This is a genomic window from Cohnella cholangitidis, assembly GCF_014107495.1.
Lineage (GTDB): Bacteria > Bacillota > Bacilli > Paenibacillales > Paenibacillaceae > Cohnella > Cohnella cholangitidis.
On sequence record NZ_CP041969.1, the window covers coordinates 4,424,317 to 4,448,660 of the forward strand.

Consider the following 24,344-nt stretch of genomic DNA (forward strand, 5'->3'; position numbering starts at 1 on the left):
CATGTTGAACTACCGTTTGATGAATTTGCACGACATCGACGCCATCGTGGAGATCGAGCAAGAAGCTTTTACGGCTCCGTGGTCGGCCGAGGCTTTCCGCAATGAGTTGACGAATAATCTGTTCGCCAAATATATGATCATGGAGTCGGATAACGACATTATCGGTTACGGCGGAATGTGGCTTATTATCGATGAAGCGCATGTGACGAACATCGCCGTGAGGACGCAATTTCAGGGGAAGGGCTACGGACGTTCGCTGTTAACCGAAATGATGAAGACGGCTTATTTTCTCGGTGCCCGCCGCATGACGCTTGAAGTCAGGGTATCCAACGAGAGGGCGCAGTCCCTGTATCGCAAAATGGGTTTTTCGCCTTCCGGAGTCCGGCCTGCCTATTACTCGGACAATATGGAGGACGCGCTCATCATGTGGGCGGATCTCGGGACGGACGACGCGGATAACCCGGAATTCGCCGAAGCTTCGGAGGGGGAACAGGCATGAACGCAAGGAACGACGATTCAGCGGCGTCGCCGAAAGGCGATTACGTGCTGTTGGCGATAGAGACAAGCTGCGACGAAACGTCCGTCGCGGTCGTCCGGAACGGACGGGAAGTCTTGTCGAATATTATTTCGAGTCAGATCGACACGCATAAGCAATTCGGCGGAGTCGTGCCGGAGATCGCATCCCGCAAACACGTGGAGAGTATAACGATCATTCTTGAAGAAGCTCTGCGCGAGGCGGGAGTAAGCTTATCAGATATCGATGCGGTCGCGGTTACGCAAGGGCCGGGGCTGATCGGCGCGCTATTGGTCGGAGTCGTCGCGGCGAAAAGCTTGGCGCTGGCGCTTGACGTGCCTTTGATAGGAACCCATCATATCGCCGGTCATATTTATGCCAATCATCTGGTGGGCGATATTTTATATCCTTCAATCGCTCTGGTCGTGTCCGGCGGCCATACGGAAATCGTTCTTCTCGAAGAAGAAGGGAAGTTTCGCATTATCGGCAGGACAAGGGACGACGCGGTAGGGGAAGCCTACGACAAAGTAGCCAGAGCGCTGCAATTTCCTTATCCAGGCGGTCCTTACGTAGACAAGCTGGCCCAAGAAGCAATGGAGGAGGTCGTTCTTCCCCGTTCTTGGCTGGAGCCGGACAGCTACGACTTCAGCTTCAGCGGCTTAAAGTCCGCGGTACTGTCGGAGATCAACCGCTCGCGGATGAAAGGGGAGTCCCCGGACTTCTCCGCGCTGGCGCGCGGGTTTCAGCAATCGGTAATCGACGTCGTAACCGGCAAGGCGATCAAAGCGGCCAAGGAGTTCGGCGCACGGCAAATGCTGCTGTGCGGGGGAGTCGCGGCCAATCGCGGATTACGCGAGCGGCTTAACTCCCTGTGCGAGGAAGAGGGGCTGCCTCTGATTATCCCGCCTAATAAGCTATGTACGGATAACGCGGCTATGATCGCGGCCGCGGCCGACCTGAAATGGCGGCGCGGACAGTTCTCTACTCTCGATCTCAAAGCGGAACCGATTCTTTCGCTAGAGGATTGGTCGGTTTAACGAAAATTTTTTTGAAGCCATGAGTTGACAGATGAATTTTCGGTGAATATAATAAAAACCAATCCCGATGGGGAACATACTTATACGAAACGCGATGAACAGGAACAGTAGGGCTAACCCGGATTACAGAGAGCTGCGGGACGGTGCAACGCAGTAGATGGGAGTCTGAAACTCGCCTGGGAGCGGATGAGCGGAACATTCGGATTTTGTCGGATGCGTACATTCATACGGCTAACCCCCGTGATCAGGTCCGAGCGGATATTTCCGGCCGAGCATGAACGGCAATAGGAAATATCAACGAGAGTGGTACCGCGGATGGCTAAATTTAGCCCGCCGTCTCTTATATAGAGACGGTGGGCTTTTATATTTCTATACGCAATGAACGGGAGTAGTAGGAATTTCCTCGGGAACAGAGAGCTGTGGGTCGGTGCGACGCAGCCGAAGAGGAACCGAACTCGCCCGGGAGCGGAACGGTGGAGCGGAATACGGCGCAAGTTCGGCCGTCTTCAGGTACATCGGTTCGGTTGGCCCCCGATATAGGGCGCTCGTCATCTTCGATCTACCGAAAGGTCGACGATGGCGCACAAGTGGGAGGAACAAGTTCGTCCGTCGGAAGACGAACTCCTTCAAGCAGAGTGGTACCGCGGCGGCCTATGGGCCCGTCGTCTCTAGCCTTAAGAGACGACGGGCTTTTTGCGTTATCCGGCGGCCGTAAGCAGCGCACTTATCGTTGCCGGATCTAGCTGACCGTCGATCTCTTAGATGGATCCTACATCCCGAGCGGGATGAAATCTAAGGAGGTTAACCCCTATGACAAACACTAATGACAACGCAAACGTAATCGTTACGCCGACATCTGCCAAACGCCGCATTCAAATATTTGACACGACGCTCAGGGATGGAGAGCAAGCTCCGGGCGCTTCCATGAAGCCCGAACAGAAGATCGTCATCGCCCGCCAATTGGCCCGCATGGGAGTCGATATTATCGAGCCCGGTTTCTCGATCTCGAGCCCCGGCGAATTCCAAGCGATCCAGCAAATTTCACGCGAGCTGCAGAACGTGGAAATATGCGGATTCGCCCGGTGCGTCAAGGCGGATATCGATTCCGCCGTCGCCGCTACCCAAGATGCCGCGCGCCGCAGGCTACATCTGTTTATCTCCGCATCGCAGATCCATTTGGACTTCCAACTGCGCAAGACGCAGGATCAAGTCATCGAGATGCTTCGCGGAATGGTCGCCTACGGCAAACAATTCGTCGACCAGATCGAATTTTCTCCGATGGACGCCTCCCGTTCGAGCGAGGAATTCCTTTACCGTGTAGTCGAAGCGGCCATCGAAGAGGGCGCGACGATCATCAATATCCCGGATACGATGGGATACGCGCTGCCTGAAGAATTCGGTCCTTTGTTCACCCGGGTACGCCAGAACGTACGCGGCGGTGACAAAGTCATCTACAGTACCCATTGCCATAACGATCTGGGATTGGCGGTTGCCAACAGCTTGGCGGCTATCCGTCATGGCGTAACGCAAGTCGAAGTCAGCGTGAACGGGGTCGGCGAGCGCGCGGGCAACTGTTCGCTGGAGGAGTTGGTCATGGCGATCGAAACCCGGGGCGACTCGATGGGCGTAGAAACCGGAATCGCGCCCGAACACATTTACGAAACCTCCCGTCTCGTTAGCCGCACGATGCATTTCCCGATCGCGTTCAATAAGCCTATCGTTGGACGCAACGCCTTCCAGCACGAGTCCGGCATTCACCAAGACGGCTTGCTGAAAAACCGCAACACATACGAGATCATGGACCCGGAAGCGATGGGCATCCCTCGCAGCATGATTATTTTGGGCAAGCATTCCGGGCGCCACGCGATCAAGCATCGCGTATCCGAATTCGGCATCAAGCTGGGCGATTCGGAAATGGAAGATCTGTATAATCGGTTCAAAGAGACGGCGGACGAGCAGAAAATCATTACGGACGACGTTCTGATGCAGCTTGTCGGAGAATCCACGGATACGATCGTTCAGCCGTATTCCTTGGTCGATCTGCAAGTGTTGGCAGGATCGAACCGCTCGCGAATCGCGTCCGTGACGATCTTCAGTTCCGAGGACGGCGAGGAACGTACGTACACCGGCGCCGGGGAAGGGCCGCTCGAAGCGGTTATCCAGTGCATTCGCGAGGCGATGCCGGTAGATGCGGTGTTCGAGGATTTGGAGCTTCACTCCTTATCCACGGGGGAGGACGCATCCGGCGAAGCCGTAGTTACGGTCATTAGCGGAGGACAGAGAAACATCGGAACGGCCATTCACAAGGACATTATTCTGGCGGCGGCCAAAGCTTATGTAGCCGCGGTCAACGGAGTCATTATGGCCCGCAAGATGACCGAAGCTCGCCAGGAAGCATCGGGCGAATAAGAGTAGCGCGAACGCCTGGCTCATCTAAGCCGCTGCCAGCGGTCTAAATGGACGACAACCAGAAAAAGCAGGGCTCTAAGCTGCTGCCAGCGGTCTACGCGCCTGCCACCAACGACCCAAACATTTAAAGGCCATTCCTTACACCGTCGGATACGGCTATGGAATGGCTTTTTTTTTTACCAAAAAACGAAGGGATAACGTTGTGGACAAACTTATCCACAATGCATGTGCATAATGTGGACAATAGCAAAAATTCGTTGGTACAACAACGATGTAATAAAGTTGCAATTGGGATGAGTTTTTCACAAGTTACGTGTGGAAAGTGTGGATAATGTGGATAAAATCATAGAAAACGATATCCATCTGCAAAAAGCGACAAAAAAAGCTTGCGTATCAACAGGTTCAGGAGAATGTCATTCTATCCCTTACCCTTTAGTTTGTACGCAAGCTGTGTATAACTGTGTGAATAATAATATTCCAGCTCTTATGGGATTAATCTTCCATTAATGCTTCCCAAGTCTGATAAACTTCATCCAAAGCTTCACGTTTTAAGTCGGCATCGGTCTGCAACTCTCTTAGCTTCATGTAATCCGTCGTCATTTCCGGCGATGCCATTTCTTGTTCGAGCGTGGCAAGCTCGTTCTCTAACCGCGCGATTTCGGCCTCGGCTTGCTCTCGCTTTCTGGCGCGCGCGCGATCCTCTCGTTTGGCTTGCTTATCCGCTTCATAGCTGCTGACGGCGGGTTGCGAAGCGGGGGAGGAAATGTCGTTCTGTGACGACGCCCATTCCTTCATCTCCTCCTTTTTGGCTACCATATCGTCATAATTTCCCAGGAAATGCTCGGCGCCGTCCGAAGCCATTTCGACAATACGATCGGCGATCCGGTTTAGGAAGTACCGGTCATGGGAAACGAAGATAAGCGTGCCATCGTATTCTTCCAAAGCGGCTTCGAGCACTTCTCGGCTCATCAGATCCAAATGGTTCGTAGGCTCATCGAGCAGGAGGACGTTCGCTTTTCGAAGCATAAGCTTCGACAGCGCTACCCGCGCCTTTTCACCGCCGCTTAGCGCGCTTACTTTCTTCCGAACGTCATCGCCGCTGAATAGAAAGTTGCCTAAGACGGTGCGGATTTCCGCTTCCGGGTGCATGGCGAAGGCGCTCCATACTTCCTCTAACACCGTATTTGCCGGGTTAAGCTCCCTTTGCTCCTGATCATAGTAGCCGAGAGAGACGCCGGCACCCCATTCAATGACTCCCGAACGCAAGGGGAGCTTATCGATTAACGCACGGAGCAGGGTCGTTTTGCCGACTCCGTTAGGACCAAGCAGCGCCAGCCGTTCCCCTCTCTTGACTTCGAAGCTGACGTTTCGAAATAGGGGCGCCATCTCTTCCTTAGGCGCGGCGGAACAATTAATGGCTCTTAGAACTTCTTTGCCGCTGCGGCGTTCCGTCGAGAAGGAAAAGCTCGCTTGGCGCAGCGTGTTAGGTTTCTCCAAACGTTCGATTCTCTCGAGAGCGTTGCGCCTGCTCTGAGCGCGACGCGTCGTTGAGGCTCGGGCAAGATTGCGCTGCACGAAATCTTCCATGCGGGAAATTTCTTTGCGTTGTTGCTCATATAACTTGAGCTGTTGAGCGAAAGAAGCGGCTTTCAGATCCATGAACCGGCTGTAGTTGCCCGTATAACGGGTTGCCGCATGCCGCTCGATCTCGACGATGGCCGTTACGGTGGCATCGAGGAAGTAACGGTCATGGGATACGATCACCATAGCCCCGGCGTACGATCTTAGATACTGCTCCAACCAAGTGAGCGTTTCGATGTCCAGATGGTTGGTAGGCTCATCTAGCAACAGCAGTTCGGGTTGAACGAGCAACAGCCGGGCAAGCGCGAGCCTTGTACGCTGGCCTCCGCTTAAAGAGGACACTTCGGTATCCGGCGCGAAGTTTCCAAAGCCCATTCCGTGGAGAATGCTGCGGATGCGGTTTTTCATCTCGAATCCGCCGTTCTCGCGGAACTTTTCGCTTAAGTCGGCGTATTGGGCAAGTAGCGCTTCGTATTTCGCCGCGTTCTCCAGCTCTTGGGGATCCGAGACCCGCGCTTCTAGCTCCTGTAACATTTTCTCTTGTTCGAGCAGAGGCCCGAAAGCCGAATTCATTTCTTCGATAATCGTTCGATGGCCTTGCAATCCGCCGTTCTGGGCGAGATAGCCGATTTTCAGCTCTCTTGGCTTGGACACCGAGCCGGTATCGGCGGTCAATTCCCCGGCCAAGATGCGAAGGAACGTAGATTTGCCCGCGCCGTTGACGCCGACGAGGCCGATGCGGTCGCGTTCGTTAATCTGCAGCGAAACTCCGTCTAGCACGGGAGTAACGCCGTAATGTTTGGTTATGCTGGATGCTTGTAATAACAAGAGGAATCCCTCCGACGAGTTCTTTTCGACGATACCCTCCAAGTTTACCGTAAATGCGCAAGGAATGTCCAAACCGTTATTCTTTGGCGAAAAAAGCCATTCAGTGATAAAATGAAAATAGATTTTCATGGAGTCAAGAAGGTAGGCTTGCCGGTCATGGTTGAAGATCAAGGGATTGCCGAGAAGAAGGTTCAGTGGCGGCGTCGAATGACGTCCGTACGAGACGGATTATCGGCCGAGGAGAGGGACATGCGTTCCGTGAAGCTATGCGGCATAGCCGAGAACGAGGTGCTTAGCCCGATTAGGAAGCGGCTGGGACGACCGTTGGCTCTATGCGCATATGCTCCTTTCCGTTCGGAAGCTTCCCCGCTGCCCATGCTCCATGCCTGTTGGGAACAAGGGGATCAGATCTTTGCTCCTAGAATAGCGCACGGCGGAGAAGGAATGGAGTTGCGCAAGGTCGAAGCATTGACTGACTGGATTCCCGGTAAATGGGGAGTTCCGGAGCCGGATCCCGAAAGAACTTTTCTAATAGAAGGAACGCATCCTCTGGACGTCGTGCTCGTGCCGGGCATTGCTTATCACATAGAAGGCGGGAGATTAGGATACGGGGGCGGCTATTACGATCGCCTATACGCGGAAAGACGACGTACATACCGCGGGGAGACGTTATGGATCGGGTTTGCATTCGGCGAACAGGTCGTATCGGAACCTTTGCCGATCGAGCCGCATGATCTGCGATTACAGGGGCTGGCCACGGATGAACGGATGATTTGGTTTAGATAGGGGGATTAGATAATGAGTAGCAATGACGATCAATTGACGCATTTCAACGAACAAGGCCGAGCCAGGATGGTCGATGTCTCCGAGAAAGCCGTGACCGCGCGGGTAGCCGTAGCCGAAGGAAGCGTAACGATGGCTCCCGAGACGTTGCGCCGGATTCGGGACCGGTCGATTGCCAAAGGAGACGTGCTGGCCGTCGCGCAAATCGCGGGCATTCAAGCGGCGAAAAAAACTTCGGATTGGATTCCGATGTGCCATCCGCTGCCCCTGACGGGAGTCAATATTCAGTTTGCCGACAATGGCGACAATAAGCTGACGATAACGGCGGAAGTAAAGACAACCGGCAAAACGGGCGTGGAGATGGAAGCTTTGACGGCTGTTTCCGCGGCTGCTTTGACCGTTTACGATATGTGCAAGGCGCTTCAGAAGGATATGGTCATCGGTCCGATACAACTGTTGAGCAAATCCGGCGGCAAGAGCGGGGATTACGCTTTGGCGGCCGAATAAGGCGTTACAACGATTCAACGATTAAGATGAAGTCGTACTCATGGGTGCGGGGGGATGAAGAATGCGCTGGAAGGTCGCCTTATTGACGGCTAGTGATAAAGGTTCGCGCGGAGAACGCGAGGATACGAGTGCTCAAGTCATTCGGGAACTAATTGAAGAGGAATTATTCGGCGATATTATCGATTATCGGATCGTGCCGGATGATAAGGACGAATTGCGCGCGGCTCTGATCGAGATGTCGGATTATTATCAAGCGGATCTCGTGCTGACGACGGGCGGAACGGGACTGGCGTTCCGGGACGTTACCCCGGAAGCGACGCTTATGGTCGCGGAACGCATCGTCCCGGGAATTCCGGAAGCGATGCGCGCAGCCGTTACCCAGCGATCCCGGCACGGGGTTCTGTTTCGCGGAATTTGCGCGATACGCGGAAGAACTTTGATCTTGAATTTGCCCGGAGATCCGAAGGGCGTTCATGAGCATCTCATGGCCGTAATGGATTTGCTTCCGGAAGCTTTGGATCAAGTGAAAGGTTTGCGGGGAGGGCAAGAACAATGATGGCCGGGTCCGAATTACCCGCGTCTAACCGGTCGACGACTATCAGCTCCTCTACATTAAGGGAAGTGAAAGTCGAAGACGCGGTCGGAATGGTACTTGCCCACGACCTGACGCAAATCGTCCCCGGGGAATTCAAAGGCAGGCTGTTTCGCAAGGGGCATGTCGTTGTTGGCGAGGATATCCCCAAGTTAAAGGATATCGGCAAGGAACACCTTTACGTGATCGAGCTGGCGGAAGGCGATCTTCATGAAGATGACGCCGCGCTGCGGATGGCGGTAGCTTTGGGCGGGGATAACACGGTAATCGGAGAGCCGCACGAAGGCAAAGTGTCGGTTAAGTCGGAAATTACGGGGCTCGCAAATATCTCGCGGGAAGTGGTAGATGGAATCAACCGTCTCGGAGAAATCGCTCTGGCAACCGTCCTTCATCAGCGCGTCGTTCGTCCCGGGGACGGGGTGGCCGCGACGAGGGCCATTCCGCTCATCGTCTCCGAGCAGAAGGTGAAAGAAGTCGAAAGATTGGCTTCCGAATACCGGAATAAGCATGGGATCGCGCCGATCAGCGTCCGTCCGCTTCGTTCCATGAAGGCGGGGCTGCTGACGACCGGAACCGAAGTGTTTACCGGCAGAATCGCCGACAAATTCGGTCCCGCGGTCAAGGCGAAGCTCGAAAGCTTAGGCTCGGTAGTAGCCGAGCAAAGGTTCGCTCCCGATGATCGACATACAATTGTCAATGAAATTCACTATTTCCTGAAACAAGGGTATGATATGATACTCGTAACAGGTGGAATGTCGGTAGACCCCGATGATCGTACGCCGGGAGCTATCGCGGAAGCGGGCACGGATATCGTAAGCTACGGAACGCCGATGTTGCCGGGCTCGATGCTGTTGTTCGGCTATTTGCGCGGAGTGCCGATTTTCGGTTTGCCGGGCTGCGTTATGCACGACCCTTACACCTCTTTTGACGTTTTGTTGCCGAGAGTTCTGGCTGGAGATACGGTCGTGAAGGAAGACATCGTGGAAATGGGATACGGCGGGCTTCACCGCTGCTGATGGTCCCGCATTCCGCATAAACTGGAACGGAGGTTCGGATATGGGTGGAATAGGCGCTTCAGGAATCATATTGCTTGTGTTGATCGCATTGCTGTTGTTTGGTCCTAACAAGCTGCCGGAATTGGGCAAGGCATTCGGCCGCACGCTGCGCGAGTTCAAGAAAGGCGCTAACGATCTGATGGATGATTCTAAGGATCGTCAGGCTAATCGCGTAGAAGTGTCTTCGGAAGAGATTCAGCAACCGAAAACAGAACGGCGTCTCCCGGAGTAATCGGGATTCTCAATGAAGGTTAGGGGCTGTCCCTCGACGCAAAATCGATTTTGCGAAGGGGACAGCTTTGTTGTTTTACTACGCTGCGAGTATTTGTTTGAGAGGTGAAGGTAATGAAGGAAAGTCCGGCCCCGTTGCGGGACGATGAGTGGATGCCTCTGACCGAGCACTTGGGCGAGCTGCGCAAGAGGATCATCTATAGCTTGATCGTCTTCGTGCTTGGATTGGTCGTCGGGTTATTCTGTTCCCAACCCGTGTTCGATTATTTGGTGGAAGCGGCTCCGGTAGATAATCTGGACCTTCACGCCTTTTCGCCATGGGATGCCATTGGCTTATATATGAAGTTCGCGATACTGATCTCCTTTATCGTCGCGATTCCGTTCGCCATGTTCCAGCTCTGGTCCTTCGTCCGGCCGGCGCTTGGCCCGAAGGAACAACGAGCTACGCTGCAATTCGTTCCGTGGGCGTTGATCATGTTTTTGATAGGTCTGGCCTTTTCGTATTTTGTCGTCTTTCCGATGGCCTTCCTGTTCACGGAGAAAATCACGAGCAACTTAGGGTTGGAGGAAACCTACGGAGTTACTCAGTATTTTTCGTTTTTATTTAATATCCTGCTGCCTATTTCGTTGCTGTTCGAGCTTCCGTTGGTCATTTTATTTTTGAGCCGGATCGGAATTCTGACCCCCGACCTCTTGAGGAAAATGCGCAAGATCGCCTGGTTTATCCTTATTCTCATCGGCGTTATGGTTACCCCTCCGGACGTCGTTTCGGATTTGCTGGTAGCGGTGCCGTTAATCCTGCTCTACGAATTAAGCGTGTTGTTATCCCGAATCGCGTACGGTAAACGAATGAAGGCGCGTGAGCAAAAAGAATTAGAGCTTACGGAGGAATAATCGCGGTAACCAGTCTTCTCGTCCCGGGTCCCAAGTCGGTAATCCTCTTTCCAAATAAAAGCAGAAAGTGTCAAATTTCGTTGCGATTTCGATATTCCAAACGACAAAATTATGATACACTGATTTCAGGAAAGGGCTTACAACGGCCGTTAGAATCCGGGAGGGACAAAGGCATGCGCGATATGACTTTAGGTCGAAAAATTACGATTGGTTACGTGGGCATGATTGTTTTATTGGTAGTAGCGTTTGTGCTTTTGTTAACGGGTATGGATCTTGCGAACCAGAAAGCTTTGTTAATCGAGGTTATCATTATTTTCTTGATCTTGGCCGGCGCGCGGATTCGGATTAATGTGGCTAGCTCGCAATCTCACCGAATCGATCGGCGGCGTAACGTCCACGCTGCGTAATATTGCCTCTTCCGGCGGCGATTTAACGAGACGAATACATATTAGATCCACTGACGAGATGGGCGACCTTGCGAGTGCCGCCAATCAAATGCTCGACGGCTTGCAGAAAATGATGAAAGAGCTTCGCGACAGCACGGCCGAGCTTGCCGCGTCGGCGATCCTGCTTAAGCAGGGCGCGGACGAGAACGCCCGCGTCAGCAGCGAAGTATCCAAAGCGGTAGAGAAGGTTGCGGCGGGCTCCGAGACTCAAGTCGCGCAGTCGCAGGAAATATCGGCTACGATGCAAGAGACGCTCGACGGATTGAACCAAGTAGCATCTACGACGACTGGAGTATCGGATGCCGCGCAATCGACGGTTAGCCGCGCGGAGGCCGGCTCCGAATTGCTGCAATCGAATTCCGTAGAGATCGCGCAAGTCGGAAAGGCGTTCCGCTCTTTGCAGGAAGTCGTAAGAGGACTGAATCATAAATCGGAACAAGTAAGGGAAGTTATCGGTTATATTTCCGAAGTCGCGAACCAAACGAACCTGCTCGCGCTTAACGCAGCGATCGAAGCTGCTCGCGCTGGCGAGCATGGTCGCGGGTTCGCGGTCGTTGCCGGCGAAATCCGCAAGCTGGCGGACCAGACGCAGCAATCCGCGGTACAGATCGGCGACACGATCGGAACGATGTCAAGCGACATCGGACAAGTCGCCGCGATGTTCGAACAGAGCGCCGGACAAGTATTCTCGGCTGTCGAAGGCATGGAGAACGCGGAAGAAACTTTCCGCGATATCGTAGGCAAAGTCGGACAGCTGAGCGCCAACATCGTGGACGTGGCTGCTTCCGTGGAGCAGATGTCCGCAGGCAGCGCATCCGTTGTCCAATCGATCCAGGATATTGCGCGCATCACGGAAGAAACGGCTTCTTTCACGGAGCAGGTTTCGGCTATGACGGAACAGCAATTGTCCTCGACGGAAGAGATGGCGCGCACGGCCGAGAACTTAAGTTCGATGGCCACCCGTTTGAAAGGGTTGGTCGGGAATTTCAAAACGTGATTGAGCTTATCTCGAAGGGGAATGCTGGAAATAGGGTTGTTCGGTGCGAATCCGCTGCAAACGCGGATTCGCATTTTTTTGTGCAGGATTTAACGCAAAAGGACTTGAAAACCATCACCAAAAACCGTATCATAGAAAATGGTTATTAGCACTTAACACAATTGAGTGCTAACAGGGAATGGCTTCAAATTAAAAACGCACAATTTAAGAAGGAGGCTATTTACATGATTAAACCTTTGGGAGACCGCGTTCTCATAGAAGCGAACGCAAAAGAAGAAAAAACGATTAGTGGTATCGTATTGCCGGATACCGCCAAAGAAAAGCCGCAAGAAGGTACGATTATCGCGGTTGGTAGCGGAGCTTTGACTAAAGACGGTGAACGGATCGCGCTGGAAGTGAAAGCGGGCGACCGTGTGTTGTTCTCTAAATATGCAGGAACCGAAATCAAATACGAAGGCAAAGAGTATTTGATCATGAAGGAAAGCGATATCCACGCGATCGTAGGCTAATTGGATCAATAGAACCTAAGGAGGGTACTTAACGATGGCTAAAGAAATTAAATTCAGCGAAGACGCTCGTCGCGCGATGCTTCGCGGCGTAGATGCATTGGCAAACGTAGTTAAAGTAACGCTTGGACCGAAGGGCCGTAACGTAGTTCTGGAGAAAAAATTCGGTTCCCCGCTTATCACGAACGATGGCGTAACGATCGCTAAAGAAATCGAACTGGAAGACGCATTCGAGAACATGGGCGCGCAGCTCGTTAAAGAAGTCGCTACCAAAACGAATGATATCGCCGGCGACGGTACGACTACGGCAACCGTTCTTGCTCAAGCGATGATTCGCGAAGGCCTTAAGAACGTAACGGCAGGCGCTAACCCTATGGTCATCCGCAAAGGGATCGACAAAGCGGTTAGAGCTGCGGTTGAACAACTTAAAACGCACGCGAAGCCGGTCGAAGGCCGTAGCGACATCGCTCAAGTAGCGGCTATCTCCGCTGCGGACGACGAAGTAGGCCAATTGATCGCGGACGCTATGGATAAAGTCGGCAAAGACGGCGTTATCACGGTCGAAGAGTCCAAAGGCTTCAATACCGATCTTGAAGTCGTTGAAGGGATGCAATTCGACCGCGGATACATCACTCCTTACATGATCACGGATACGGATAAAATGGAAGCGAACTTGGAAAATCCATTGATTCTGATCACGGACAAAAAAATCTCGAACATTCAAGAGATCTTGCCTGTTCTCGAGAAAGTCGTACAATCCGGCAAGCAATTGCTGATCATCGCGGAAGACATCGAAGGCGAAGCATTGTCTACGCTTGTCGTTAACCGTCTGCGCGGTACGTTCACTTGCGTCGGCGTTAAAGCTCCTGGCTTTGGCGATCGTCGTAAAGCGATGCTGCAAGATATCGCGGCTCTTACCGGCGGTCAAGTGATCACGGAAGAGCTTGGCCTTGAGCTGAAATCGACTACGATCCAACAATTGGGTACTGCGCGTCAAGTGCGCGTAAACAAAGAAAACACGATCATCGTTGACGGCGCTGGAGACAAAGCCGACATCGATGCACGCGTAAACCAAATCAAAGCGCAAATCGAAGACACGACTTCCGATTTCGATCGCGAGAAATTGCAAGAGCGTCTGGCTAAATTGGCTGGCGGCGTTGCGGTTATCAAAGTCGGCGCGGCTACGGAAACGGAATTGAAAGAGCGCAAACTTCGCATCGAAGATGCTCTGAACGCGACTCGCGCGGCTGTCGAAGAAGGTATCGTATCCGGTGGCGGTACGGCCCTCGTTAACGTATACGCTGCCGTTGCTGCGGTTACTGCAGAAGGCGACGAGAAAACGGGCGTAAACATCATCCTTCGCGCTCTGGAAGAGCCGATCCGCACGATCGCGGCTAACGCCGGCCAAGAAGGATCCGTTATCGTTGAGCGTCTGAAAAAAGAAGCCGTAGGCACGGGCTACAACGCTGCTTCCGGCGAATGGGTTAACATGTTCGAAGCAGGTATTATCGACCCTGTTAAAGTAACTCGTTCCGCACTGCAGAACGCAGCGTCCGTAGCGGCTGTCTTCTTGACAACCGAAGCGGTTATCGCCGACAAGCCTGAGAAAGACAAAGGTCCTGCGGGCGGCATGCCTGACATGGGCGGCATGGGCGGCATGATGTAATCGGATAGCCCTCAATGCTGATATAGCAATGAAAACGGGACCCTCGAGGTCCCGTTTTTTCTATTGCTTAATATTTCGAACGAAAAGATAAACGACTAATCCAAGGATAGGAATCAGCAGAATATTCAGGCTTACAACAAGCGCATATCCAGTGCTTTTTCCGTTACTAATACAATCCCCGTAAGCCCATACACAAGTGGTGAGATGAACGGCGATTAACACGATCGCAAGAACGATAAGTAGAACGAACCAAAGCGGAATGAAATCCGGCATCAAGGCTAAAACCTCATCTTTGATTTGATTACTCTATCTATCGGACTTCGCGAACATTTATTTTATATAAATCCAATATTGTAAATCATTCGGGAGGGAAATCTTTCCACGTGTCGAAAATAGTAGAAGCGTCTGTTTTTGTAGTTCTAAGGTAGCGCATATCTAGGAAGCACTCATAAGAGTAGGAAGAGGAGAGGTTACATGTATTGCACGCAATGCGGAAACAAAGTAGAAGACCATATTAAGTTTTGCCCCCAATGCGGGAATTCTATGGATTCTTCTTCAGCGGCTCCCAAACCCGCGGCGTTTAGTCCTCCGCCATATGGCGAACAGCAGGTTACGCCTAAGGGGCAGCGCAATCCCAAAAGCGGAACGGTCTATGTCGCGCTAGGCTGGGTGTTTTTCGGATTGTCCTTTCTGTTTATCCCGATTTTGTTCGGGGGCGGGAGCTTTATCATGGGATTCATGGTACATAAGGTTCGCAATCAAACCCATGGCGTAATCTTAATGGTTATGGCCGTCGTAGGCGCTTTGCTGGGTTCTTTAATCGGATTTATCGTGGGTAGCATGGCATACGAATAGTAGACCCTAGGAACAGCTAGAATCAATCAGAAAAAGGGGAACGACCGACAATGAGAAAAATCATCATCCTCTGTTTAGCCTTACTCGTAGCTCTCCCGACGGTATCGAATGCGGTACCGCAAGTCGTCGGCGGAAGCAAGGAAGAGAATCAAAAGCTGGAGGAGTATTTCAAAAATCCCGGATCCTCAAGCGTTAAAGACGTCGACGATTCGGCAGCCCTAGAGAAAGCTTGGTATAAGGGCGCCAAGGCAGAAGTTAAAAAAGCCAGAGCGGCAGCGCTAGCCGCTTATAAGAAAAATATGGCGGAAGCGGATAAAGAGCTTCAAAAGATTATCAAGAAGAGCTACCAAATCCAGGTCAAAGCATACGATGCTACCGATTATGCTTTGGATAAGGTGCATAACGATATCCTAAAGAAACGCTACAAATACGACGTGCAGATCATTTCGAAGAAAATCCTTCAATATACGAAAGAGTATATGAAGAAGAAATAATAATCGGGGATACTCCTTCTCCGCAAATAAAGCCTTTCCGGATCTCTTCTCCGGAAAGGCTTTAATATTAGGCAATGGAAGGTTAAAGCTTAAAGAAGCGGACGGATTCGTTCAAGTTTTTAACGATGCCTTGCAGTTGCTCGGAAGCATGGGCGATGTTCTCCACGAGGGCAAGTTGCTCTTCCGTGGCGGCTGCGACGTTCTGCGCCTTGCCGGCGATTTCCCGAGCGGAGGAAGAGGATTGCTCCATGCTGGCGGACACTTCCTCGGAGCTGGCGGACATTTGCTCGGTGATCGCGGAAGTATCGTGAATCTGTTCCGCGACATGCTTGATCGACTCCACGATGGCTCCGAAGCCGCTGGCGACATCGTCCATGATGGCGGTTCCTTGTTCGCATTGGACGACCGTCGTTTTCATGTAATCGGATGCTTGTTCAATCTCTTGCCGAGTATCGGCGATAAGATCATTGATGCTCTGAGCGGATTCAAGAGAGCTCGCGGCGAGCTTGCGGATTTCTTGGGCGACGACGGCAAATCCCCTGCCATGCTCTCCCGCCCTCGCGGCTTCGATAGAAGCGTTAAGCGAGAGGATGCCCGTCTGATTGGCGAAGCTGGTAATATTCTCCGTAATCGCTCCGATTTTGGCCGATTTATCGTTCAGCGTATCGACGCTGCGATTGAGTTCCAGGATCGTTGCCATCATCTGTTCCATTTGCTGCTTTAATCTGTTCAGAAGCTCGCCGCCTTGGTCGGCTTGTTGATTCGTATGATGAGAGTGATCCGAGATGCTGTTCGTGCTTTCGGCGATCCTTTGTACGCCTACGGACATTTCTTCGATCGCTTTGCTGGCTTCGTCGGCGATGGTCGATTGCACTTCCACGAGAGAAGTTACCTCTTGAATGTTCTCCGCAACATGGCTCGCCGCGGAAGAGGACTCTTGCGCGCTATGGGACAGTTCCTCGGAGGCAACGGCTACCTCGTTCGTATTGGAAGCGATGCTGCAGATCAGTTCCCGCATTTTGCCGATCATTCCGTCTACCGACAGCAAAATTTGTCCCAGCTCGTCTTTATCGTATTTACGCTGAGGAGCGAATTGCAGATCGCCCAACGATACTTGCTTTGTTTTCAATTGGACCAATGAAACCGTACGGGTTAATTTTCGGATCAAGACAACGCCGAACAGGATCAAGAGAATCCATTCCACGATAAGAGTCGTATAAGTAATCGCATTCGTTTCTTTTTTGTTATCCGTAATGGCTTTCATTTCGTTCATGGCATAAGCTTCAAGGATTTCACCGAACTCGTTAATGTTCCCGCGGGCTTGTTCGAACTCGAGCTGAAGCTTCGTTTCACCCTCGATGGAGTATGACTTTTCCTTAACATGACTATGAGCCAGCTGGGCCCATTCATTAAAGAGACGATCAACTTCCTTCATGCTCTCTTCGATGGATTTGCCGCTCGTCTCATGCGTCAAGCCGGCTAGCTTCCGATCGGTAACAATCTGCAAAGCCTGATCAATCCGGTCGTTCGCTTGTTTGATGTTTTCATCTAACTCGGTGAGAGTTGTATCGATATTCTCGGGAGAGAGATAAGGTGAGGTTAATTTCTGATAGGCGCTATAAGCCTGATACATATCCCGATCCGCATTCAGGACAAGGGTAGTGGACCGGTTGCTTGTTTCATACAGCACTTCGGTCAGTTTGTCGATGTTGGAAGAGTTGAGATTTAGAAGATACACTGCGGTCATTGCAAATAAAACTAGTGGAGCGAAAAGCAAAATAAGAAGCCTGGTTCTGACGGAAACGTTGTTCAACATGACGTACTCTCCCTCTGACTGATGATTATCGCATATCTTATACTATTATCGGTTAAAGGAACGACAAATGTAGTACCGTTTGTCGGTTTTACTAAGACGTTGAGACGAAAAAAAGCGGCTGAATCAAAGGGGGATGCCCCTAGATCAGCCGCTATAGGAAAAAAAAGGTAACATTACCGTTTAATGAGGAGAACTTCGTAAGGAGCGAGCTCGACTCGGCCATTCCGTTCCTCGCCGGACAGCAGTTCCGATACGGGCTCCAAAAAATTCAGCCAGACGGGCTCGTGGCTGTAATTAAGCAGGAACACGATATTGCCGCGAATGGCGAGCTCCACTTGCTTAGGCAATTCCACCCAACCGTCCGCAGGAGAGTTAACTACGATGCGATCGAGAATGCCGTGGACGATCGCTTCGGTGAAGGCTGATCCCAAATACCACGCGGAGCCTTCTCCGTGCCGATTGCGGGTCAACGCTACGCCGCCGGAGTAGTAGGCGGAAGTATAGGTGGCCATGACGTCGACCGAAGCGGATTCCACGCTTAATACCTCGTTAAACAAAGCCGTAGGAGTCTCGTCTGTCTCTCCGTCGTTCCATTGCACGGATGCTGCCGGGTAATTCGGATTGCACAAGGTAAAGTCCTCCACCGTTACTCCGCACCAATCGGCCGCGAGCCCGGGGAACGGGATCATGCGGCATTGGCCGCGCCGGTCTTTGTAACCGGTCCGTGCTCCCATGATCAACGTGCCCCCGCCCCTGACGTAGGCATCCAGCAATGCGGCGCGTTCCTCCGTAAGAATGGCAGCATGGGCATATACGATTACCGAATACTGACGCAATTGCTCCAATGTCGTATTCTCCCGCATGTACGCGATATCAACCGGTAGGTGACGCTCCTGCAGCGCCTTATGCCAGGTTTCCCGGCTTTGCCGGCGAAGAGGTTTGACCCAGACATCGAACTCGGCATCCCAGCTATTATCGTAATCCTCTAACCATGCGATGCGTGCGATAAATTTCCGGCCCGTGATCAATGCCCCAATACGGTTTAATTCTTCTCCGATTTGCCCGACTTCCCGTACCCTTCTATTCGGACGATTATGGTAATCGTTAATGCCATGCCAGTAAATTTCCGTTCCCATCGTCGCGGTTCTCCAGCGGAAGAAGAGCACCATATCGGCGCCGTGCGCGATGGATTGGTAAGTCCATAACCGAGCTTGACCCGGTCTTGGAGCCGGCATCTCCATCCGGTTTACCCAACCTCCGGGACCGGATTGCTGCTCCATTACGCAGAACGTGGAGGAGATCGAGCGGGTCTCGCTTAGAGCAAGGCTCCATCTGCGGTCGCGCAAGGAGGTATTGTTCTCCGGATTCTCCAACGAGCTGAATTGCGGATAAGAGTCGTAGGAGAAGAAATCAAGCAACTCGTCGTTCATGGCATGATTGTCGAGATGACCGAACAGGCCGTTCGTCGTGACCCACTGGTTCGGAGCGCATTCGCGAAGAATATCGGCTTGCAGCCGAGCGAAGGCAATCGTATTGTCCGATACGAATCTCTTTTCGTCGAGCAGCTGGTGCGGGTTAGGCGAATTCGACGGCGTAGGACGAGTGAGGAAGACTTGTTCCCAATCGGTGTACGTCTGGCTCCAGAATACCGTTCCCCAAGCTTCGTTCAGCTTGTCCAACGTGCCGTATTTGTTGCGGGCCCACTGACGGAAAGCGATATGGTCGGCTTCGGAATGGTACTCGTTCGTCTCGCAGTTCAGTTCATTGTCGATCTGCCAACCGACAACGGCGGGATGTCCCGAATAATGCCGTGCCATCTTCCTTACGATTCTCTCGCAGTAGAAGCGATAGATCGGACTGCTGTAGTTATAATGGCGCCGCTGCCCGTGCCGGTAGACAATCCCGTCCTGCCTGGCGTTCAACACTTCGGGATACCGGTGAGTTAACCATGCCGGCGGCGTAGCCGTGGGAGTTCCCATAATGACTTGCAAACCGTGACGGTGGGCGGCATCCAGAGCGCGGTCGAAAAGCTCGAACGCGAAAATGCCGTCTTCCGGCTCGAAAATCGTCCAAGCGAACTCCGCGACCCTAATGATGCTTAACCCTAGCTCCTTCATGCGGCGGAAATCGTCTTCCCATAAAGACTCATCCCAATGCTCAGGATAATAACATACGCCCAGTTGCAACGAATCCGAGCTTAACCATTTGACTGGCATAACCAACGCTCCCTTGTAGTTAGTAGCACTATCATGTGATTAATATTAATTGTAGTCCTTTTCAATACGGCGTTATATAACATGATATTATTATGAATAGTAATATCCTATGAAATGTGGTGATGAAATGAAGCTGCATCATTACTTGCCTAAACCGGGATTCGAGCGGTATGTCGTCTTTCCCGAGTCGTGCGGACGTTACGTCCAAGAACCCGAGCATAAGGAGCTGCGCCCAAAAGGGATGTTCGGTTATTACAATCTCCATTTGCTGTTCGATGGCAGAGGGAGGGTTACCCATAATGGACAAACGACTGATATTCAAGTCGGACAAGGTTTTTTATTCGCTCCCGGAGAGCAGCAACAATACGAGACTAACCGCGCAGAGCCGTGGGACGTCTATTGGATTCATTTTTACGGAGCGGGCGCTGACGCTTTATTGGAAGGGCGAGGCACGGGAGAGCCGTGGCTGTTTACTTTCGGACGGCAGGAACGAATCCGTTCTTTGTTGGATACGCTGCTGGGGTTGTCGACTTCATACGAGAGCGGCGACGAGACGAAGGTAAGCGCTATGCTGTATGAACTGCTCATCGAGCTTCTTCGAAGCTCGGAAGGATTGTCGGCCGCGCCCGGGCTCGATTATCAGGACCGAATCCGCAAGACGGCCGATCTTATGTCCGCAAGTTGCGGGGAACATTGGGATTTGGAGCGGATGGCGAGAAGCGCGGGTTACAGCCAGACGTACTTTTGTCGGCTTTTCCAACGGGTCATGGGCAGATCGCCGGCCTCTTTCCTGCAGGAGACGAGAATCGCCAGAGCGAAGAAGCTGCTCGTTCTTGGAGGCTTAACGGTGAAGCAGATCGCCGAGCAGACGGGATTCAGCCAGAGCAGCTACTTTATTCGCCGTTTCCGGGATCGCGAGGGAATGACGCCGGAACAGTACCGTTTGTTCTATACGAGGGCGGTTTTGCCGAGGGAGAAAAGCAAACTGTGATAGCAAATCGGGAATAGTTCCGTGATAGCGGCACGCGGTGCCGTTATTCGATGGCAGAGCGGAGAAGGTTCTGCAATAGCGGCACGCCGTGCCGTTATTCGAGGACAGGTCGGAGAAGGTTCTACAATAGCGGCACGCCGTGCCGTTATTCGAGGACAGGTCGGAGAAGGTTCTACAATAGCGGCACGCCGTGCCGTTATGTCGGTTAGAAGGGGCAAAAGGGATGGAGAAGGGCGATCAACAACCCACGACTCCATCCCGTTTGCGTCTAGTTAGACAAATTCAAAGCCCGAAGCATCCTCATAGCCGTCACGGTAGCTTGCTCTTTGGTCACCTTCGATAACGGATCAAGCTTTGTCGGACTGACGCCGTTCATGATTTTGCTCGATACCATTATCGCCATGGATTCCTTAGCGAAAGCGGAAATTTGCGCGCCGTCGGCATAGGACGCTAAGACGCTAAGATCAGACTTGTTCGCGTATCCGGCATACGCCATCGCTTTTGCGAGCACGGCAGCCATCTCTTGGCGCGTAATGAATCCGGTCGGATCGAAAGCGTCGGCGGACTTTCCTTTAATGAATCCTAACTTCCAAGCCGCTATGATTTCATCCGCGAACTTCGTCTCGTCGTTCACGTCCTTGAACGGCGAGCTTTGCGCGACGGGGAGGATGCCCAGAGCTTTCACGATGATCGAGACGAATTCGGCGCGCGTAATATTATGCTTCGCTCCGAACTCCGCCTTGCTCGCGCCGGAGACGATGAACTTGGATGCCGCCGATTCGATATCTTGTTTGGCCCATGGCGAGTTCGCATCCGGGAAACTCGGATTCGATTCGACGATCGCGTAGATGCTGTTCCCGGTTCGTTTTAACTCCGCTTTAACCGTTCCATCGGAACCCTTCGTAAAGATCGTAGGAACAGAATAAATCGCTTTATTCCCGGGAACATAGACCACGCCGGTCGCCCGTTCCGTATGAATGGCCGTCTGGTTTATCTTAAAGATCCGGCTAACATAGGTGGAGCCGAAGCTTTCGATTACGATTGCTTTGCCGTCGGAAGCAAGGGTCGCGACGATGAATTCCAACGGATCGACTAACACCGTAATCCCGTTTGCCCGTGCTGCGGATTTGAAATCATCCGTTACTTGCCGATCCGGAGCTTGCATCGTAATCCTAACGCTTACGATGTTGTCGGCAAGCTTCAGAGCTTTTACCAGAATACGGTATTCCACTTGATTCACGATTAAGGACAGGGAGGCCTGCTCCCCTTTAGCTACAATAGCTTGGATCACCTCTTTGGCGATGAGCGTCTCCGTCTTCGCGGCATCGGTGCTTACGACGATTTGAGAGGTAGTGAAGCTGGAAGCTTGAATGGACTTAACGGCTTGCGCAATGTCGAGCGTAAAAATCGCCTTGCTCCCTTCCATGGAGATCTTCGCTTTCAACGGATTCGTGCCCGGCTCCGCCGTTCCGTTCGGATCGTGAGCGGGCGACCCTCCGCCACCTCCGCCGCCGCCCGAATAGCCGCTAATCCCGCTCGATGTCGTCAGGTTGATACTGCTTGCCGTGGAGACGCCTTTGAGCTTATCGCCGTCCCTGCGGACGGCAATGACTTGAATCTTATAAGCTGTGCTAGGAGTTAGATTAGGTACGTCATATTCCGTTTGCGTCGTATAGCCGATCCAAGTATGGCCGGCGAGCACATCGTACCCCGAAGCGTCCTTAGAAGCCTCCCATGCGACGCGAGCCGAGTTGCTGCCGATGGACTTAACGGTAAGGTTACTCGGTGCCGCGACCGCAGGCGAGTATACGGCTCCCGAAACGGACAAGTCGCGTGCCAGTTGGGAGGATAATGTTCGGTTCCGGTCTTGGCTGACGTCCCAGCTCATCACGCCGGCAAGATTCAAAGTTTTGATCAAGGAAGCTTTGTACATCATGGATTCTTCGTCATCGTAGGAGATGAAGCGTTGCTTCTCTTTGTTGTAGAGATAAGGTACTTTGGCCGCTTCGTTCCAATAGCGGACATAGCCGTTCTTATTCAAGTAATTGTCTTCAATATCGAAGAAAGCAAAAGCGTACGGTTCCCAAGTCCCGAATTGTTCGCCGGAAGGAATCGTACCGCCTTCGCAGGCCGCGTACTGTCCATTGGGCGGACAGCCTATTAATCCGAACCCGTAGAAAGGAACTCCCAGCACGAGCTTATGGTGAGGGATTCCGCCGTTCAAATGACCTAGGGCCGCAGCGGAGACATTGTTCCTCGGAGCAGATGCTTTCGGATGGTTTTTATCGTGATACAACGGCGCGTTATGATGGGCGAGGTTCTCCCAAGTACCGGCGTAATCGTAGGTCATAATGTTGATGAAATCGAGATATTCCGACGAACGGGCCAGATCGGCATTGGCCACGAAGGCGTCCGATTGAGCGGAAGCGATCGTCAGAAGATAATATTTATTGTCTACGGAACCCGCGGCATCCAGCGCTTCGCGAACGGTTTGGATTAGAAGAACAAAGTTCTTTTTATCGTCCGGCGATCTGGAGTTGCTTTCCAAGCCGCCTTCGACCGGATATTCCCAGTCGATATCCAGCCCATCCAATCGATATTCGCGCAGGTATTCGACCGCGGAGTTAGCGAAGGCGCGTCTGGTTTCTTCGGTTGCGGCCATATTGGAGAAGTTCTTCGACCATGACCAGCCTCCTACGGAAACCATCAGATTCAAGTGAGGATGTTGCGTTCTGATCGATCTTAGATTGGCCATGTTTCGAAGATCGACCTCTTGGTCCCCGACGACGATCTCTCCGTCGAATACGTAGTCCGCTTGCAACGGAATATCTTCATTCTGGCACGCTAGCCCGCCCGAACCGAAACCTCTCCAACACAGATCGGCGAAAGCGTAATTGATATGCGTAATTTGAGCGACATCCATATCCGACGGATCATAATCTCTCTCGTATACGGACCATGAAGTATAGTAGGTTACGATATTGTAGTCGCTGCCGGGGACTACCGTTTTCTCGTTGCTTGCCGGAGATTGCCACAGTTTATTTTTGGCGACGACTTTCGCTTTGTAGGCTTGGCCTTCCGTAAGTCCCGTCGCAACGTAACGGTTGGACTCGCTTGATCCGACTAACGCATCGTTCAAGAAAATATCGTAGCCCGTCGCCCCGGGCGTGAGAGCCCATCCCAGCGATGCGGTCGTTCTCGTCGCCGTTACGATTTTCAAGTCTTGAGGCGCCTGCAATTGTCCCCAAGTCAGGGTTACGGAGTTGCTTTTGGCCGATACGGCGGGCATCAATTGCGCCGCGACTTCAAAGGTGTATACGGCGCCCGTGACCGTTGCCGCGCCGACCGGGAAGGTGTAGGTATTCGAACCGTCCCATATTCCGGCTTTCCATCCGCCGTTCACGTACATGTCGTATCCGTTTGCCGAAGGGCTTCCGCCCCAACTTAAAGTGACGCTAGTATCCGTGATGTCGGTAATTTTTAGATTGTGAGGAGGGGATAGAGGGGGCTTCGGGTAGGCATTCGGATCCGCGGGATCCGTCTTCACGGTGACGATATTGCTTTTCTTATCATTTTCCCGTCCGGGAGTTACGTAATAGGAATATTCGGTTTCGGCGGACAAGCCGCCTATGACTTTCGGAGGGGCTCCGGCCCAGGCGAGCCAGTCGCCGGTAGTCGCATTCCATACGTTATAACCATCGTCCGAGCTGACTCCGTCCACTAGATCCCAAGACAACGTTACGGAATCGTGCGTGCGTTCCGTCGCGATCAGGTTTTGAGGAGCTTCGATATCGGCCGCATACCCCGTCGATGTCCATCCTACTGTTGAGAACGCCACGCTCAAGCAAAGGATCAGTAAGGCCATTTTCATGTAGGTCCGTAGGAACAACTTGTGAATCATAACATCCAAGGCTCCTCTCAGCTAA

General features: G+C 52.4%; 20 protein-coding genes, 1 pseudogene and 1 other annotated feature. Of the genes and pseudogenes, 17 read left to right on the forward strand and 4 right to left on the reverse strand.

Going from position 1 to position 24,344, the window contains the following annotated elements:
* The first annotated feature begins 1 nt into the window (after window position 1).
* The 3 genes from rimI (at window position 2) to FPL14_RS20400 (ending at window position 3,960) form a co-directional block, all read left to right on the forward strand.
* Window positions 2-499, forward strand: a complete 498-nt coding sequence (rimI, locus tag FPL14_RS20390) for a ribosomal protein S18-alanine N-acetyltransferase (RefSeq protein WP_182299490.1) — start codon at window positions 2-4, stop codon at window positions 497-499.
* Window positions 496-1,551, forward strand: coding sequence for a tRNA (adenosine(37)-N6)-threonylcarbamoyltransferase complex transferase subunit TsaD (gene tsaD / locus FPL14_RS20395; RefSeq protein WP_182299491.1), 1,056 nt, complete (start codon window positions 496-498; stop codon window positions 1,549-1,551). The genes rimI and tsaD overlap by 4 nt, the downstream gene beginning before the upstream one ends.
* Before the next feature lie 85 nt (window positions 1,552-1,636).
* Window positions 1,637-1,895 (forward strand) — a binding site (T-box leader).
* A gap of 466 nt (window positions 1,896-2,361) precedes the next feature.
* Window positions 2,362-3,960 (forward strand): 2-isopropylmalate synthase, encoded by a 1,599-nt coding sequence (locus FPL14_RS20400; RefSeq protein ID WP_182299492.1) that lies wholly within the window; start codon window positions 2,362-2,364, stop codon window positions 3,958-3,960.
* A 492-nt stretch (window positions 3,961-4,452) separates the two neighbouring features.
* Here FPL14_RS20400 and FPL14_RS20405 read toward each other — a convergent pair whose 3' ends face one another.
* Window positions 4,453-6,369: an ABC-F family ATP-binding cassette domain-containing protein gene (locus FPL14_RS20405; protein ID WP_182299493.1), complete on the reverse strand. Its 1,917-nt coding sequence runs from the start codon at window positions 6,367-6,369 to the stop codon at window positions 4,453-4,455.
* 111 nt (window positions 6,370-6,480) lie between these two features.
* On the opposite strand from FPL14_RS20405, the gene FPL14_RS20410 reads away from it, so the two are divergent.
* The 13 genes and pseudogenes from FPL14_RS20410 to FPL14_RS20470 all read left to right on the forward strand — a co-directional run bounded on the left by FPL14_RS20410 (window position 6,481) and on the right by FPL14_RS20470 (window position 15,395).
* Window positions 6,481-7,155: a 5-formyltetrahydrofolate cyclo-ligase gene (locus FPL14_RS20410; RefSeq protein WP_182299494.1), complete on the forward strand. Its 675-nt coding sequence runs from the start codon at window positions 6,481-6,483 to the stop codon at window positions 7,153-7,155.
* Window positions 7,156-7,167: 12 nt separating this feature from the next.
* On the forward strand, window positions 7,168-7,659 hold the full coding sequence (gene moaC, locus FPL14_RS20415) for a cyclic pyranopterin monophosphate synthase MoaC (RefSeq protein ID WP_182299495.1): 492 nt from the start codon (window positions 7,168-7,170) through the stop codon (window positions 7,657-7,659).
* 61 nt (window positions 7,660-7,720) lie between these two features.
* Complete coding sequence (locus FPL14_RS20420) at window positions 7,721-8,215, forward strand: MogA/MoaB family molybdenum cofactor biosynthesis protein (protein ID WP_182299496.1); 495 nt, start codon at window positions 7,721-7,723, stop codon at window positions 8,213-8,215.
* Entirely contained in the window at window positions 8,212-9,267 is a 1,056-nt protein-coding gene (locus FPL14_RS20425) for a molybdopterin-binding protein (protein WP_229263598.1), read from the forward strand. Before FPL14_RS20420 ends, FPL14_RS20425 begins: the two co-directional genes overlap by 4 nt.
* Before the next feature lie 40 nt (window positions 9,268-9,307).
* The gene (tatA, locus tag FPL14_RS20430) at window positions 9,308-9,538 is read left to right on the forward strand and encodes a twin-arginine translocase TatA/TatE family subunit (protein WP_182299497.1); all 231 of its coding nucleotides are present in this window, start codon (window positions 9,308-9,310) and stop codon (window positions 9,536-9,538) included.
* 113 nt (window positions 9,539-9,651) lie between these two features.
* On the forward strand, window positions 9,652-10,431 hold the full coding sequence (gene tatC / locus FPL14_RS20435) for a twin-arginine translocase subunit TatC (protein ID WP_182299498.1): 780 nt from the start codon (window positions 9,652-9,654) through the stop codon (window positions 10,429-10,431).
* A gap of 173 nt (window positions 10,432-10,604) precedes the next feature.
* Window positions 10,605-10,838 carry a hypothetical protein gene (locus FPL14_RS20440; RefSeq protein WP_182299499.1) on the forward strand — a complete coding sequence of 78 codons (234 nt, stop codon included), beginning with the start codon at window positions 10,605-10,607 and terminating at the stop codon, window positions 10,836-10,838.
* Window positions 10,780-11,874, forward strand: a complete 1,095-nt coding sequence (locus FPL14_RS20445; RefSeq protein WP_182299500.1) for a methyl-accepting chemotaxis protein — start codon at window positions 10,780-10,782, stop codon at window positions 11,872-11,874. The genes FPL14_RS20440 and FPL14_RS20445 overlap by 59 nt, the downstream gene beginning before the upstream one ends.
* Before the next feature lie 224 nt (window positions 11,875-12,098).
* On the forward strand, window positions 12,099-12,383 hold the full coding sequence (groES, locus tag FPL14_RS20450; RefSeq protein ID WP_182299501.1) for a co-chaperone GroES: 285 nt from the start codon (window positions 12,099-12,101) through the stop codon (window positions 12,381-12,383).
* A gap of 34 nt (window positions 12,384-12,417) precedes the next feature.
* Window positions 12,418-14,046, forward strand: a complete 1,629-nt coding sequence (gene groL / locus FPL14_RS20455; protein ID WP_182299502.1) for a chaperonin GroEL — start codon at window positions 12,418-12,420, stop codon at window positions 14,044-14,046.
* Window positions 14,047-14,520: 474 nt separating this feature from the next.
* Window positions 14,521-14,583: pseudogene (locus FPL14_RS30825) on the forward strand (zinc-ribbon domain-containing protein); the annotation flags it as partial.
* Between the two features lie 6 nt (window positions 14,584-14,589).
* The gene (locus FPL14_RS20465; RefSeq protein WP_229263599.1) at window positions 14,590-14,901 is read left to right on the forward strand and encodes a hypothetical protein; all 312 of its coding nucleotides are present in this window, start codon (window positions 14,590-14,592) and stop codon (window positions 14,899-14,901) included.
* 50 nt (window positions 14,902-14,951) lie between these two features.
* The gene (locus FPL14_RS20470; RefSeq protein WP_182299505.1) at window positions 14,952-15,395 is read left to right on the forward strand and encodes a hypothetical protein; all 444 of its coding nucleotides are present in this window, start codon (window positions 14,952-14,954) and stop codon (window positions 15,393-15,395) included.
* A gap of 82 nt (window positions 15,396-15,477) precedes the next feature.
* Here the strand turns inward: FPL14_RS20470 and FPL14_RS20475 are convergent, their stop codons facing one another.
* Together FPL14_RS20475 and FPL14_RS20480 are read right to left on the reverse strand one after the other, a co-directional pair.
* Complete coding sequence (locus FPL14_RS20475) at window positions 15,478-17,211, reverse strand: methyl-accepting chemotaxis protein (RefSeq protein ID WP_182299506.1); 1,734 nt, start codon at window positions 17,209-17,211, stop codon at window positions 15,478-15,480.
* A gap of 173 nt (window positions 17,212-17,384) precedes the next feature.
* On the reverse strand, window positions 17,385-19,427 hold the full coding sequence (locus FPL14_RS20480; protein WP_182299507.1) for a beta-galactosidase: 2,043 nt from the start codon (window positions 19,425-19,427) through the stop codon (window positions 17,385-17,387).
* Between the two features lie 127 nt (window positions 19,428-19,554).
* On the opposite strand from FPL14_RS20480, the gene FPL14_RS20485 reads away from it, so the two are divergent.
* Entirely contained in the window at window positions 19,555-20,418 is an 864-nt protein-coding gene (locus tag FPL14_RS20485; RefSeq protein WP_182299508.1) for a helix-turn-helix transcriptional regulator, read from the forward strand.
* Window positions 20,419-20,686: 268 nt separating this feature from the next.
* Here the strand turns inward: FPL14_RS20485 and FPL14_RS20490 are convergent, their stop codons facing one another.
* A complete protein-coding gene (locus tag FPL14_RS20490) occupies window positions 20,687-24,319 on the reverse strand; it encodes a glycosyl hydrolase family 18 protein (protein ID WP_182299509.1) in 3,633 nt (1,210 codons plus the stop codon).
* Window positions 24,320-24,344 lie beyond the last annotated feature (25 nt).

Excerpts from the sequence above, each read along its gene's own strand:
- rimI (WP_182299490.1), top strand. The coding sequence starts at position 2 with ATGTTGAACTACCGTTTGATGAATTTGCACGACATCGACGCCATCGTG.
- tsaD (WP_182299491.1), top strand. The coding sequence starts at position 496 with ATGAACGCAAGGAACGACGATTCAGCGGCGTCGCCGAAAGGCGATTAC.
- FPL14_RS20400 (WP_182299492.1), top strand. The coding sequence starts at position 2,362 with ATGACAAACACTAATGACAACGCAAACGTAATCGTTACGCCGACATCT.
- FPL14_RS20410 (WP_182299494.1), top strand. The coding sequence starts at position 6,481 with ATGAAAATAGATTTTCATGGAGTCAAGAAGGTAGGCTTGCCGGTCATG.
- moaC (WP_182299495.1), top strand. The coding sequence starts at position 7,168 with ATGAGTAGCAATGACGATCAATTGACGCATTTCAACGAACAAGGCCGA.
- FPL14_RS20420 (WP_182299496.1), top strand. The coding sequence starts at position 7,721 with ATGCGCTGGAAGGTCGCCTTATTGACGGCTAGTGATAAAGGTTCGCGC.
- FPL14_RS20425 (WP_229263598.1), top strand. The coding sequence starts at position 8,212 with ATGATGGCCGGGTCCGAATTACCCGCGTCTAACCGGTCGACGACTATC.
- tatA (WP_182299497.1), top strand. The coding sequence starts at position 9,308 with ATGGGTGGAATAGGCGCTTCAGGAATCATATTGCTTGTGTTGATCGCA.
- tatC (WP_182299498.1), top strand. The coding sequence starts at position 9,652 with ATGAAGGAAAGTCCGGCCCCGTTGCGGGACGATGAGTGGATGCCTCTG.
- FPL14_RS20440 (WP_182299499.1), top strand. The coding sequence starts at position 10,605 with ATGCGCGATATGACTTTAGGTCGAAAAATTACGATTGGTTACGTGGGC.
- FPL14_RS20445 (WP_182299500.1), top strand. The coding sequence starts at position 10,780 with ATGTGGCTAGCTCGCAATCTCACCGAATCGATCGGCGGCGTAACGTCC.
- groES (WP_182299501.1), top strand. The coding sequence starts at position 12,099 with ATGATTAAACCTTTGGGAGACCGCGTTCTCATAGAAGCGAACGCAAAA.
- groL (WP_182299502.1), top strand. The coding sequence starts at position 12,418 with ATGGCTAAAGAAATTAAATTCAGCGAAGACGCTCGTCGCGCGATGCTT.
- FPL14_RS20465 (WP_229263599.1), top strand. The coding sequence starts at position 14,590 with ATGGATTCTTCTTCAGCGGCTCCCAAACCCGCGGCGTTTAGTCCTCCG.
- FPL14_RS20470 (WP_182299505.1), top strand. The coding sequence starts at position 14,952 with ATGAGAAAAATCATCATCCTCTGTTTAGCCTTACTCGTAGCTCTCCCG.
- FPL14_RS20475 (WP_182299506.1), bottom strand. The coding sequence starts at position 17,211 with ATGTTGAACAACGTTTCCGTCAGAACCAGGCTTCTTATTTTGCTTTTC.
- FPL14_RS20480 (WP_182299507.1), bottom strand. The coding sequence starts at position 19,427 with ATGCCAGTCAAATGGTTAAGCTCGGATTCGTTGCAACTGGGCGTATGT.
- FPL14_RS20485 (WP_182299508.1), top strand. The coding sequence starts at position 19,555 with ATGAAGCTGCATCATTACTTGCCTAAACCGGGATTCGAGCGGTATGTC.
- FPL14_RS20490 (WP_182299509.1), bottom strand. The coding sequence starts at position 24,319 with ATGATTCACAAGTTGTTCCTACGGACCTACATGAAAATGGCCTTACTG.